Source organism: Salinivibrio sp. KP-1, assembly GCF_000968645.1.
Classification (GTDB): Bacteria; Pseudomonadota; Gammaproteobacteria; order Enterobacterales; family Vibrionaceae; genus Salinivibrio; species Salinivibrio siamensis.
The window spans coordinates 290,034-303,862 of record NZ_LAQR01000048.1; the positions used below are offsets into that span (position 1 = coordinate 290,034).

A 13,829-nucleotide genomic window follows, 5' to 3' on the forward strand; every position below is an offset into this window, starting at 1 on the left:
CTCCATTACGGTGTAAGGGTAGGCTTGGATGATAAGCGTCCTTTGTTTAGCGGCTCAAAGTGAGTGCGCGATAAAACCTTGTGCAGGAATGTCAGCGATTAATCATTAAAAAAGTCATCAATGATCGCTTGGTACTCTCCGGTGGCTTTCATGTCTGCTAACGCTTGATCTAATTGGTCACGTAGGGCTGATAACTCTTGCACTTTAGAGAAGGCAATGTAACTAGGGGTGTCTTCGATAGGATGGGGATTGATCTCGACAACATCCTTCATATCGAGCTGGTTAACCAGGGCGCGTGCGCCAAAATGGTTGCTGAGCCACAGGCGTGCTCGGCCACTTTCCAACATCCGAAGGCACTGTGGCGCGCGAGTCAGGCGGAAAACCTGATCGAATTGATTTTGCGCCAAGGCAGCATCCATCCGGCTGCCGTAACTGACTTGGTTGATCACGCAGACGGAGTAAGCGCCAAAATTGAACGATTGAATCGCATCTTCAGAGAGACTGACATCGGGGCGATGAACAAAGCGGATCCCTTGTTGAAATAAAACCTGCTGAGAGTAATCGAGAAACGCTTCGCGCTCAGGTGTTTTGAAAATGGTGAATATGCCATCCGCTAAGCCGGTTCGGACTTGATAGAGTGCTCGCGCCCATGGCAGCACTTCAATCTCGACATCGTAACCCAGCTTGGCGAAGGTTCGACTGACCACCCGCACCGCCACACCATCCAGTGAGCCATCCGAGGTTTGAATATAGGGAGGGTATTCTAACGTAACCAAGCGCACGGTTGACGTAGCAGCATGGACCATTCCGGCCATTCCCAACAGCAGTACTATCAACAGCACGCGTACAACAGGGCGTCGACATAAACTCAGCAAGGCTTAATCACTCTCAGTGAAAAGGTGTATTGCCTTAAGTTTAGCCAGCAAGCAGTAAGACGGGAGAAAATTTCGCTGAGCAAGGTACTGCGGAGAGCGGGATTAGCCAAGGCTGTCACTACAGGCTGTTGAACCGCAACGGTGGACACATGGAGCAATAAAAAAGGCGAACCGAGCGGCTCGCCTTTCGTTTATCAAGTTAGTTTTTAACTTGGTTATCTGTGACTAGTGGATTACTCATCCATATAGTTTTCAATGCTAGGGCAAGAACAAATCAAGTTACGGTCGCCGTAGACATTATCGACACGGTTGACTGATGGCCAGTATTTGCTTGCCTTGTTATGGGCAGATGGGAAGCAAGCCAACTCACGGGAATAGGCGTGAGACCACTCGTCTGCCATCAGATCCGCTTGGGTGTGAGGCGCATTGACCAATGGGTTGTCTTCCAGCGACCACTCACCGTCTTGCACCTTGGCAATTTCCTCGCGAATGGCAATCATGGCATCACAGAAGCGATCCAACTCTTCTTGGCTTTCACTTTCGGTCGGTTCAACCATCAGAGTACCCGCGACCGGGAATGACATGGTCGGCGCGTGGAAGCCATAATCCATCAAGCGTTTGGCGATGTCTTCTTCGCTGATGCCGGATGCCTCTTTGAGTGGGCGAATGTCGATAATACATTCGTGCGCAATGCGTCCGTTTTTGCCGCGATAAAGCACGGGGTAGTAGGGACGCAAACGCTCCATCACATAGTTGGCACTGAGAATCGCCAACTCGGTCGCGCGCGTCAGGCCTTGTTCACCCATCATAGCGATGTACGCCCATGAAATAGGCAAAATCGAGGCGCTACCCATTGGTGCAGCTGAGACGGCAAATTGGTCACCTTGCTCCACATGACCGGGGAGGAAAGGCGCAAGGTGCGATTTCACACCAATTGGCCCCATGCCCGGGCCGCCACCACCGTGGGGAATACAGAAGGTTTTGTGCAGGTTGAGGTGCGAAACGTCTGAGCCAATGTAGCCCGGTGTGGTCAGCCCCACTTGCGCATTCATGTTGGCGCCATCCAAGTAAACTTGGCCGCCAGCGTCATGCACCAGCTCGCACACTTGTTGCACGGTTTCTTCGTATACACCATGTGTCGATGGATAGGTGATCATAATGCACGAGAGTGCATCGCGGTGTTTGTCGATTTTAGCTTTCAGATCGTCAATGTCGATGTTGCCATCGTCATCGCAGCCAACTACCACCACTTTCATCGAAACCATTGCCGCGGAAGCAGGGTTGGTACCGTGGGCAGAGCTTGGGATCAAGCACACGTTGCGGTGACTGTCGCCACGGCTTTCATGGTAGCGCTGAATCGCGATTAAGCCCGCATACTCCCCTTGTGCACCTGAGTTGGGTTGCATGGAGATCTCATCGTAGCCGGTGATTTCACACAGCATGTCACGCAGTGATTTACCCAGTGTTTGATAACCTTTGGCTTGCTCCAATGGCACAAACGGGTGCAGGGCACCAAATTCTGGCCAGGTGACGGGGATCATCTCGGCCGCGGCATTCAGCTTCATGGTGCAGCTGCCCAATGGGATCATACCGTGGGTAAGGGAGAAGTCTTTGTTTTCCAACGCCTTCATATACCGCATCAGCTTGGTTTCACTGTGATAGCGGTTAAAGACGGGGTGCGTTAGGTATTCACTGGTGCGGCGGCATGCGGCAGGGATCGCGGCAAATTCATCGGCTTCAATATCGCTCGCCACGCTTTCTGCATTGCCTTGACCGGTGAGCGCGGTAAGCAATTGATTGACCTCTGCCAGCGTGCTCGCTTCATCGAAACTTATGCCCAGTTGGCCATCCAATTTACGCAAGTTAAAGCCGGCATCCTGTGCTTTTTGATACAAGGCGTCGGTTTGCTCGCCTGTGTTGAGCGTGACGGTATCAAAGAAGCTGTCGTGGGCAAGGCTCAACCCCGCCGCTTGGACCGATTTGGCGAACAGTGCGGTGAGATGATGCACTCGGCGGGCAATTTTCTTCAAGCCTTCAGGGCCGTGATACACCGCGTAAAAAGCGGCCATGTTGGCTAGCAAGGCTTGAGCAGTACAAATATTGGAGGTCGCTTTTTCACGGCGAATATGTTGCTCGCGCGTTTGCATCGCCATGCGCAGGGCTTGGTTGCCTTTGCTATCGACCGATACGCCAATCACGCGGCCGGGCATGGTGCGCTTGAGCTTGTCGCGTGTCGCCATAAAGGCGGCGTGTGGGCCACCGTAACCCATAGGTACACCAAAGCGTTGTGCTGAGCCAATCACCACATCCGCGCCCATTTCACCCGGCGCTTTAAGCAAGGTGAGTGAAAGTAGATCGGTGGCGACTGCGACTAGCGTTTTCTTGCTTTGCGCGTCTGCAATCAGCGTGCTGAGATCGCGTACTTCACCGGTGGTGCCCGGATACTGGAGCAGGGCACCGAATACGTCGTGCTGACTCAGCTTGTCCGCATGATCAACAATGATGTCATAGCCGAGGAAATTGGCGCGCGTTTTAATCACGTCCAGCGTTTGTGGGTGCACATCACTGGCAACAAAAAACGCGTTGCCTTTGTGCTTGCCGCCACGCTTACACAGGGTCATGGCTTCCGCCGCGGCAGTGGCTTCGTCGAGCAGCGACGCGTTGGCCAAATCCATCCCCGTTAAGTCCATCACCATTTGCTGGAAGTTCAGCAACGATTCGAGTCGGCCTTGCGAAATCTCGGGCTGATACGGCGTATAAGCGGTATACCAGCCAGGATTTTCCAGCACATTGCGTAAAATAGGCGGTGGGGTATGAGTGTGATAATAGCCTTGGCCGATCAGGCTGCGCTTAATGGTATTTTGCGCGGCAATGTCGCTCAGTTCCGCCAACATCTGGGTTTCGCTTTTGGGGTCGCTGAGGTTTAGCGGTTGTGGCAAGCGGATATCGGCAGGGACAGTTTCTTCAATCACATGCTCGAGGCTGGTGGCATTGATCGCCGCCAGCATCGCGCTTTGTTGCTGAGTATCTGGGCCGTTGTGGCGAGCGATAAAGTCATTATCGGCCACTAGGCTATCGAGTAAACGAGTATGCGTCATGATAGTCGTCCTGAATTAGTCGTCGATGGCGGCGGTGTATGCGTCCGCGTCCATTAGATGATCCAAATTGGTGTCGTCAGCGAGTTTAATTTTGGCAATCCAGCCTCCTTCAAAAGGCGCTTCGTTAACTAGCTCTGGGCTATCTTCAAGACCCTCATTGACGGCAATGACTTCGCCATCGACCGGGGCATAGATATCAGACGCTGCCTTCACCGACTCCACCAATGAGAAGCCTTCACCTTTTTCAGTACTGTCGCCAACCTCGGGCAGATCGACAAACACGACATCGCCCAGCAGGCCTTGGGCATGATCGGTGATCCCCATGGTCACCGTGCCATCGCCGTTGTCTTTGACCCACTCATGGCTTTCAGAAAACTTTAGTGTCGCGTCCATTTGTTACTCTCCTGCGTTTAATGCGAGCTGCTCAGTCGTTGAGCGATTTACAATGTAAAGTGAGGCGGTCTGTGGATGACGATACCGCCTCCTGTGTCTTCATAACGTACGTGTCAATGGTATTGGCTTAGTCGTTGCAAGACTGTTTATGGCTTCGCGCCGCCATTTATTGGCGATATAGCGGGAAGCGCGCGCACAGCTGTTGCACCTCTTTACGAATGCGTGCCTCGATATCGGCATTGCCCTCTGGCGCTTCGACTAAGGCATCCAGCACATCACCAATCCATTCTCCGATTTGGCGGAACTCCTCAGTGCCGAAGCCACGGCTAGTGCCGGCCGGTGTGCCAAGGCGAACGCCTGAAGTGATCATGGGTTTTTCGGTATCGAAAGGGATGCCGTTCTTGTTACAGGTGATGCCAGCGCGTTCTAACGCTTGCTCCGCTTGGTTGCCTTTTAGGCCTTTTGGACGTAGATCGACGAGCATCAGATGGGTATCGGTGCCGCCTGTAACAATGTCGCAGCCACGTGTTTGTAGAACCTCGGCCAGGACTTTGGCGTTAGCAACCACTTGATCAATATACAATTTAAACTCAGGCTCCAGCGCCTCACCAAATGCCACCGCTTTGGCGGCAATCACATGCATCAGTGGCCCCCCTTGCAAGCCGGGGAATACCGCTGAATTGATCTTTTTGTTGATGTCTTCGTGATTGGTGAGGATCATCCCGCCGCGTGGCCCACGTAAGGTTTTGTGGGTAGTGGTGGTGACCACATGTGCATGGGGCAGTGGCGAAGGGTGGGCGCCGGTGGCCACTAGGCCAGCAATGTGTGCCATGTCGACCATCAAATAGGCACCCACTTCATCGGCAATGGCACGGAAACGAGCGAAGTCAATATGACGTGGGATCGCACTGCCCCCGGCGATGATCATCTTCGGTTGATGCTCACGAGCCAGCACCGCGACTTCATCGTAATCAATTTCTAGGCTGTCTTTGCTCACGCCGTACTGCACAGCATTAAACCATTTACCCGATAGTGCAGGGCGCGCGCCGTGAGTGAGGTGGCCGCCAGCATCGAGTGACATGCCCAAAATGGTGTCGCCAGGTTGCAGTAGCGCCAGCATCACGGCGCCGTTGGCTTGTGCGCCCGAATGCGGCTGTACGTTGACATACTCACAGCTAAACAGCTGTTTGGCGCGGGCTTGGGCGATGGCTTCAACTTCATCAACGTGCTCGCAGCCGCCATAGTAGCGGCGGCCCGGATAGCCTTCGGCGTATTTATTGGTTAAGCAGGTGCCTTGTGCTTGCATCACGGCTTGCGAGACGATGTTCTCCGAGGCGATCAGTTCGATTTGTTGTTGCTGACGTTTGTGTTCGGCCTGCACTGCCGACATCACAGCGCCATCGGATTCCGATAAGTTAGTGGAGAAAAACTGCTCCAATTCTACATTCGGGTAGCTCGGTTTCATTGCGCTTTCCTTGTTGGCGATGGTGGCTAACAGGCCACGACGTTAATCGGGATCACATTGGTGGCGAGGCCACCTTGTGAGGTTTCTTTATATTTACTCATCATGTCGAGCCCGGTCTCATGCATGGTTTTGATCACGCTATCAAGCGAGACGTGGTGCTCGCCGTCGCCACCCATGGCTAATCGGGTAGCGTTAATGGCTTTGACGGCGCCCATGGTATTGCGTTCTATACAGGGAACTTGCACCAAGCCATCGATGGGATCACAAGTGAGACCAAGGTTATGTTCCATACCAATCTCTGCGGCGTTCTCAATTTGTTGATTACTCGCTCCCATCGCCGCGGCTAAGCCGCCAGCTGCCATGGAGCACGCCACGCCAATTTCTCCCTGACAACCGACCTCTGCGGCCGAAATAGAGGCATTGGTCTTGTACAAAGAGCCAATAGCCGCAGAGGTGGCCATAAAGGTACGGATCCCGTCTGGGTTATTGGGCGACACAAATTTGTCGTAATACGCAAGCACGGCAGGGATCACGCCTGCCGCACCATTGGTTGGGGCGGTGACCACACGACCACCGGCGGCATTCTCTTCGTTGACCGCCATGGCAAATAGGTTGACCCAATCATTGGTATCTGTGGGTAAGCCATGGGCTTGTTTATCGTGAATGGCGTCGTACATGCCTTTGGCACGTCGCTTAATGTTTAAACCACCCGGCAATACGCCACCTTGTTTAATGCCTCTATCGATGCACTCACGCATCACTTGCCAGATATGATCCAGTCCCTGGTTAACCGTGTCACGTGTGGCGCCACTATCGTGATATCGCGCGCGTGCCACTTCGTTAGTAAACATCAGCTCACTGATGGTCATGCCCGTTTTTGCACATTGGTCAAGCAACTCCGCCGCACTATTAAACGGGTGAGGAGGGACAAAATCTGTTGCCAATGCATCGGTTTCGCCTTCTTCCACCACAAAGCCACCGCCGACAGAGAAATAGGTCTTGCTGGCCAAACAGTCACCGGCTTTATCGTATGCACTGACTGTCATCCCGTTGGGGTGCGCGGGCAGTACTTGCTCATAGTGAAAGGCAATATCTGCCTGCCAATTGAATGGGATGTAGTGGCGTCCAGCAAAGGGGAGTTCGCCGCCGTTTTTGACCAGCTTGGTCATGGTATCGATTTCATCTGACTCTATGGTCGCGGGCATTTCGCCCATCAATCCCATCACACAGGCGACATCGGTGGCATGGCCTTTCCCGGTGAGCGCTAGTGAGCCGTATAAGTCCACTTTGACACGTTCGATGTCGGTCACTGAGAGCGTTTGTGCCGCGTATTGCGTAAAGCGTGCACAGGCCACCATCGGGCCTACGGTGTGGGAACTTGAAGGCCCGACACCGACTTTGAACAGGTCAAACATGCTGTGACTCATGGCCTGTCTCCTCAATCAGTAAGGTACGTTTTTGTCATTATTCATGCTGTCTTACATCGAAGATGTCGACATTGCTTCACGTTGCACTCAACAGTCGCGATCGATGAATACGCGCACTGTTGATTTAAACATTTTGTTAACGTACCTAAGCGTTCACTTTTCCGCAAAATAAATTTCCAATAAGAAACCTATGTTGTGATCCTAGAGACAAAACCTTCTCTTTTTAAACCATTGCATAACTGCGCAAACGTTTGCCTTTTTATCTTAAGCGAGGGTAAATTGCAAATCAATGTCGGTGAATGCTCGGGGGTTACTCGTCGTTCATTGAATAACGGGTAAATAAACAAGTGTGTAATGCTTTGTTTTTATGAGAAATAAAGTGAGGGGGCTCAGTTTGGGGTGAGCGTGATAGGTTGCCTGCTTTCACCAATTCGCTGGTTGCGTCACGTTTATGATACCGGTATTTTCCGATAGGAAACTTTTTTGTTAAAAGTGTTAAAGCGTCAAACATAGCGGGACAACCGATAGAGGCGAAAGCAAGGTGACAACAGACCAATCAACACAGGATGTGTATCCGTCGATGCAGGTTGAACGATCGCAACGTGAGGGTGAAACGCGCGAGCCCATTGCGCCATTGCGGCTGGGCCCGCGCTTAAAAGCAGTCAGGGTAGGACTTGGGCTTACGCTTGAAGAGGCAAGCCAACGGACTGGGTTGGCTCGCTCGACATTGTCCAAAATTGAAAATGAGCAGATATCCCCAACCTTCCAAGCGATGCAGAAGCTCGCGCACGGCTTGGATATCGATATTCCGCAACTGTTTGCTCCGCCAAAAAAACGGCAAGCAACAGGCCGGCGAGACGTGACGCTAGCGGGTCAGGGAAAAGCGCATCCTACCGGTACCTACGAACATGAGCTGTTGGCTACGCAGCTTAGCAACAAAAAAATGATGCCATTTAAATCGCGGGTCAGAGCGCGCGCGTTTGAAGACTATAGCGACTGGATCCGCCATGACGGCGAAGAATTTTTATTGGTGCTGGAAGGTAGCATCCAATTTTTTTCCGAATTTTACGAAGCGATCATCCTCAATGAGGGCGACAGTGTGTATTACGACGCTACCATGGGGCACATGTTGGCCTCCGTCAGTGATGCCGATGCACTGATCTTATGGGTGACCGCTTCCTAACCAACGACACAAATACATCGCTTAACGTGGGCAAGAGGCCCGCCGGCGCAATATGGAGTGAACAATGGCAGAGTTACTGACGACCCCGTTACACGGCTTGCATCTTGATATGGGTGCAAAAATGGTTCCATTCGCTGGTTATGATATGCCAGTGCAATATACGTTGGGCGTGCGCAAAGAGCACCTCCATTGTCGTGAGCATGCGGGCTTGTTTGATGTGTCCCATATGGGACAAATTCGTCTTCATGGCACGGATGCGGCAAAAGCATTAGAGGGATTAGTCCCGGTTGATGTACTGGATTTACCAGAAGGTAAGCAGCGCTATGCACTGTTCACTAACGAGCAAGGTGGCATTTTAGATGATCTGATGATTGCCAACTTAGGCGATCACCTTTTCTTAGTCGTGAATGCCGCCTGCAAAGCGCAGGATATTCAGCACCTGCGCGATAACTTGACAGGAGATGTGTCGGTCGAGGTCCTAGAAGATCGTGCTTTGCTGGCTCTACAAGGCCCCAAAGCGGCGCAAGTACTGGCGACATTCAACCCAACCGTAAACGATATGGTGTTTATGGACATTCAACCGGTTGAGATTAATGGCATTCACTGCGTGGTGAGCCGCTCAGGTTACACTGGCGAAGATGGGTTCGAAATTTCTGTCCCGGCTGAACATGCAGAAGCTCTTGCCAAAGCACTGTTAGCTTACGACGAGGTAGAATGGATTGGCTTGGGTGCGCGTGATTCGCTGCGTCTTGAATGCGGATTGTGTTTATATGGGCATGATCTTGATACCACCACTACGCCGGTTGAAGCAACCTTGATCTGGGCAATCAGTAAAGTGCGTCGCGCCGATGGTGAGCGTGCGGGTGGCTTCCCCGGTGAGGCGAAAATACTCGATCAAATCGCTACCAAAGCGGTGAGCCGCAAGCGCATTGGGCTGGTGGGCCAAAGCAAAGCCCCTGTCCGTGAAGGCAGCAAGCTGTTTGATGCAGACGATAATGAAATCGGCGTGGTGACCAGCGGCACCTTTGGCCCCACCAAAGGGATGCCCGTGGCGATGGGTTATCTCCCGCCTGAGTTTATTGCCCCCGGCACCGAGGTCTACGCGGAAGTGCGTGGCAAAAAACTGCCCATGACGGTCGAAAAAATGCCTTTTGTGCCGCAGCGGTATTATCGCGGTTAAGCCCTCCCTGAACGCATACGACGACGAGAAAAACGCAGCCAGAGATGGCTGCGTTTTTGTTGCAGGTCACGTCCACTTTTTAGGTGGCTGCGATCACTACGCCTCACTCAGTTGCTCAACCGCCTCTAGTGCTTGAGAGCCGTAAATCAATGACGGGCCGCCACCCATCACGATCGCGACGTTAATGGTCTCTACGCATTCTTGTTTGGTTGCGCCATGTTTGAGAGCGGCGGCCACGTGGGCACCAATACAGCCATCGCAGCGTGCGGCAATACCAATCCCTAGTGCAATTAACTCTTTGGTTTTTACGTCAAGATCGCCCTCAGCCATTGCCGCCCGGTGCAGCTGTCCGAATGCGGACAGGGTGTCACTGCTGTGTGCTTTAAATTGTTTATTGAGCGCCAGCTGTTGCTGATTGATTTCCTGATAGTTCTTCTTTGTCATAATGCCTCTCTTTTAATTTAGTTTTATCTAATTTAAAGGGTTTTGCGTGTTGATGCAATCTGTGTCTGCCGAGCCTCTACATTTGTCTAAAAAAGCAATCAGCTCGACGCTTTGTCGTGGGAAAAGTGAGGGGAAATAGGTTATTTATTAGATTGTCATTAATAGTTGTTCTAATTTAAAACAACACATTCAACCTTTTTACCAACATGCTCCTATGTGCTGTCACTGACGGAGGTCAGTATGAGTATTAAAAAGCGCTTACTCGTTGTCGTCCTTACAGGCGTTATCCTGCCCACCCTCATTATCGCTATTGTGTCACTCTATCAGTTTCGAACGAGTACATTACAAAGCTATGAGCAGAGCTCATACAAAGAAATGCAGCACATAGGCAATGCGTTTAAATTCTACTTAGAAGGGCTGGCGGCAAACGCCAAAATGCTGGGTAATAGCGACGCGCTTAAACGCTTGGATAGCTCAGTCACCAAATATATGGGCCCGACGAAAACCATGACCTCTGGGCAAAACAGCCCCGTCGAAGCACGGGCGTATGGTTTGTTGGAATCCATGGGGGACTCACGAGAGGATTTCGCCTATGTGTTTCTTGGGCTGAGCGATGGTGGGTACATTCAATGGCCACAAGGAGAGTTGGGGGATTATGACCCACGCCAGCGCCCTTGGTACCAAACGGGTCAGGGAAGTGGCAACAACCCAGTGCGTGTACCGGCGTATCAAGATGTGAACACTGGTGCACCTCTGCTCGATTATGTGATGGAGTTTCAGGCGCAAGACGGCTTGCGTGGTGTGATTGGTGTTGATGTTACGCTAGAAGCGCTGACAAATATGTTAGGCGACGTCACCCTCGGTGAGTCGGGCTATATTGTGTTGGTGGAAGACACGGGCACAGTGCTTGCGGATCCGAACAACCCAGACAATAACTTTGAGCCTGCCCGGAGTGTCGAAAGTGTCTACAGCGGTGGGAATTTTAGTGAATCACTTACCGCCGTCTCCTTTGCTGGCAAAGACTACTTTGTCAACCAGTACAAAGCACCGGAGAGTGGTTGGCGACTGATTGGTATTGTGCCGCAGCAAGAGGTACTCGGCCAAGTAACGCAATTGCAAACGGTGATCCTGTCCATCAGTCTGATCCTCGTGCTTGCATTCGGTGTGCTTGGCTACTTTATGATCCACCGTATATCGGCATCCATCATTGCGGTTAGCGACGGGCTGAGCGATGCCGCGAGTGGCGATGGCGATCTGACCAAACGTTTACCGGTGCGTGGCGAGGATGAGCTGGGCAAAACGGCGGGCGCGTTTAATCAGTTTGTGGATGTGATTCAAGAACTGATCATCGGTATAAAGGACAGATCGACCAAGCTGTCGTCGCATGCCGATCAAACCACCCAATTTGCGGAGCAGCTGGATGGTGCTAGTCATCAGCAGCGCTCAGGGCTAGAGCAAATTGCCACCGCGTTCCACCAAATGGTGGCCACGGCCAACGAGGTATCGCAAAATTGTAATCAAACGGCGGACTCCGCCCAGCAGTGCCAGTCAGAAGTGGACCGAGGCATGGCATTGATGAATAACACGCGTGCAGCGGTGCAAGAAATGGCCACCACGCTCAACGAAGCAGATAGCGCGATGGCGGAGCTCACCAAAGAGAACGACAATATCACCGCCATGCTGGATACCATTCGAGGCATTGCCGAGCAAACCAATTTGCTTGCGCTTAATGCGGCGATTGAGTCAGCACGCGCCGGGGAGCATGGACGAGGCTTTGCGGTGGTCGCAGACGAGGTGCGGGTGCTATCGCAAAAAACCACCAAATCAACCGAAGAGATCGATGAACTGTTGCAGGCCTTAACCCAACGCACCAACCAGCTCTCTGAAAAGCTGCAAGGCAGTGTTGAGCATTCACAAACCACCACTGAAGCGACGGAAGAGGCCTTGAGTGTCTTTGACACCATCCAAAGTTTGGTAGGACAAATTCACGACATGGCGGCACAAATTGCCACGGCGACAGAAGAGCAACACTCGGTATCGGAAGATATTAATCAGAATGTGACCAGTGTTTTGGAAGGTGCCAACAGTGCAGCATCAACGGCAGAGCAAACCAATGCAACAGCCGCCGAGCTGCGTGTGGTGGCCTCAGAGCTATCAGAGTTAGTTAATCGCTTTAAAACGGAAAAGGACAGTTAATCGCAGCGGGTGAAAACCGAGTGACGGCATAAAGCGGCGAGCCAAGTGCTCGCCGTTTTTTATAGGCGTGATTTGGCCGCTATGCGACCTCGACAAACCCCATCAGGCCGGTTTTCATGTGCTCAATAACATGGCAATGGTACATCCATCGGCCAGGATTATCGGCCACAAACGCTGCCTTGGCGTGGCCATTTTTACCCAACAGCACGGTGTCAGTGTGGAATGGCGTGACCGGTTTGCCATCCATTTCCAGCACAGTAAAGGTGTGACCGTGCAGGTGAATCGGGTGATGGTACTGGGTGACGTTTTTTAAATCGAAGATATAGGTCTTCCCACGTTCCAGTTTGGCGATCGGCTCAGGAATGTTGCCTTTGCTCATTCCTTCCCAAGCGCGTTTATTCATCAGCCAGAACTCGTGTTTCCCTTTGCCTTGTTTATCGGCCGGTGTGATGGCTCCTGCCCACTCAAACACAAAGTGGCGGGTTTCGGCGTTGGCTAAATCGATCGGCGTGACGGGATTGAGCGGCAAAGCGGGCAATGGCTTTTCTTCTAGATGAGAAGGCGTCGAGGTAAAGCTGGCGAGTAAGAAAGGAAAGTCACCTTTCATATGCATCACCTCGATTTTTTCGCCAGCGTTTGGTGCAATCAGGCCAATATCTAGCCGCATCCCTGGGGCTATCTTGTGCTCCTCTAGTCGGCGTGGTGTGGCAATCGGGTTACCATCGATGGCGATTATCCAGGCTTCTGCGCCGCGCACTTGAATCGGATAGGTGAGCGTATTGTCCACATTGGCTAAGCGCAGCCGTGTGGTCGCCTTTTCTTGCAGTGTGTATTCAGGGTGATGAATACCATTCACGGTGCCCCATTCACCGGGTGTCCCCATGCGCGCGCTGTAGCGTGGAATGGCGAGATCTTTCCAATGGCCTTGTCGGTCGAGATGCCAGTGCTTAAGTGTCAGTGTGTGCTCCTCACCGAACACGACAGGCGTGGCTTCCTCGACCACAATCGCGCCGACCAGCCCTTTACCCAACTGCACGACAGAGTTCATATGCGGGTGGTACCAAAAGGTGCCGGCATCCGGTGGGGTAAAACGATAGGTAAAGGTTTCACCGGGCTGAATAGGCGCTTGGGATAAGAAAGGAACACCGTCCATTTCAATGGGGATACGTAACCCATGCCAGTGAATGGTGGTGGGTTCGTTGAGGTTATTGGTAAAGTGAATCGTCACTGGCTCGCCTTGGCGGCAGCGGAGCGTTGGCGCTGGGATGTCGCCATTAAAGGCCAGGACGTCGGTCTGATGACCGGGAACCAACGCGGCCTGACTGGGCTCGGCGCTGAGATGGTATTCCCATTGCTCGTTTTCTCGGGACGCTGAGACTAACGAGCAAGCGGGTAGGGTGGAAAGGGCTGCCACCGCTGCGGTTGTTTGTAAGAATTGACGCCGGGAGAGGCCACGTGCGTTCAGCGATTCACCATTCATTCTTTACACCTGTTCAACGCGGTAATTGCGCAACAGTATACCTTGAAAGTTGATAGCTGAGAAAGATTATCAATTGTGATTGTGAGGG

Annotated in this window: 10 protein-coding genes; 3 read left to right on the forward strand and 7 right to left on the reverse strand. The window is 52.4% G+C overall.

The window, feature by feature from the left end:
* Positions 1-98: 98 nt before the first annotated feature.
* From WN56_RS14675 to WN56_RS14695, 5 genes are all read right to left on the reverse strand, one after another.
* Positions 99-806, reverse strand: coding sequence for an ABC transporter substrate-binding protein (locus WN56_RS14675; RefSeq protein ID WP_052708121.1), 708 nt, complete (start codon positions 804-806; stop codon positions 99-101).
* A 302-nt stretch (positions 807-1,108) separates the two neighbouring features.
* On the reverse strand, positions 1,109-3,973 hold the full coding sequence (gene gcvP, locus WN56_RS14680; RefSeq protein WP_046075704.1) for an aminomethyl-transferring glycine dehydrogenase: 2,865 nt from the start codon (positions 3,971-3,973) through the stop codon (positions 1,109-1,111).
* A gap of 15 nt (positions 3,974-3,988) precedes the next feature.
* Positions 3,989-4,366, reverse strand: coding sequence for a glycine cleavage system protein GcvH (gcvH, locus tag WN56_RS14685; protein WP_046075705.1), 378 nt, complete (start codon positions 4,364-4,366; stop codon positions 3,989-3,991).
* 166 nt (positions 4,367-4,532) lie between these two features.
* Positions 4,533-5,831 carry a serine hydroxymethyltransferase gene (locus WN56_RS14690; protein ID WP_046075706.1) on the reverse strand — a complete coding sequence of 433 codons (1,299 nt, stop codon included), beginning with the start codon at positions 5,829-5,831 and terminating at the stop codon, positions 4,533-4,535.
* Positions 5,832-5,857: 26 nt separating this feature from the next.
* Positions 5,858-7,258: an L-serine ammonia-lyase gene (locus tag WN56_RS14695; RefSeq protein ID WP_046075707.1), complete on the reverse strand. Its 1,401-nt coding sequence runs from the start codon at positions 7,256-7,258 to the stop codon at positions 5,858-5,860.
* A gap of 580 nt (positions 7,259-7,838) precedes the next feature.
* Between WN56_RS14695 and WN56_RS14700 the strand changes: the two genes are divergently transcribed.
* Positions 7,839-8,441 carry a helix-turn-helix domain-containing protein gene (locus WN56_RS14700; RefSeq protein WP_046075708.1) on the forward strand — a complete coding sequence of 201 codons (603 nt, stop codon included), beginning with the start codon at positions 7,839-7,841 and terminating at the stop codon, positions 8,439-8,441.
* 64 nt (positions 8,442-8,505) lie between these two features.
* Complete coding sequence (gcvT, locus tag WN56_RS14705; RefSeq protein ID WP_046075709.1) at positions 8,506-9,621, forward strand: glycine cleavage system aminomethyltransferase GcvT; 1,116 nt, start codon at positions 8,506-8,508, stop codon at positions 9,619-9,621.
* Between the two features lie 96 nt (positions 9,622-9,717).
* Here gcvT and WN56_RS14710 read toward each other — a convergent pair whose 3' ends face one another.
* Positions 9,718-10,065, reverse strand: a complete 348-nt coding sequence (locus WN56_RS14710) for a carboxymuconolactone decarboxylase family protein (RefSeq protein WP_046075710.1) — start codon at positions 10,063-10,065, stop codon at positions 9,718-9,720.
* A 240-nt stretch (positions 10,066-10,305) separates the two neighbouring features.
* On the opposite strand from WN56_RS14710, the gene WN56_RS14715 reads away from it, so the two are divergent.
* Positions 10,306-12,261 carry a methyl-accepting chemotaxis protein gene (locus tag WN56_RS14715; RefSeq protein ID WP_046075711.1) on the forward strand — a complete coding sequence of 652 codons (1,956 nt, stop codon included), beginning with the start codon at positions 10,306-10,308 and terminating at the stop codon, positions 12,259-12,261.
* A 79-nt stretch (positions 12,262-12,340) separates the two neighbouring features.
* Here WN56_RS14715 and WN56_RS14720 read toward each other — a convergent pair whose 3' ends face one another.
* Entirely contained in the window at positions 12,341-13,741 is a 1,401-nt protein-coding gene (locus WN56_RS14720) for a multicopper oxidase family protein (protein ID WP_046075712.1), read from the reverse strand.
* Positions 13,742-13,829 lie beyond the last annotated feature (88 nt).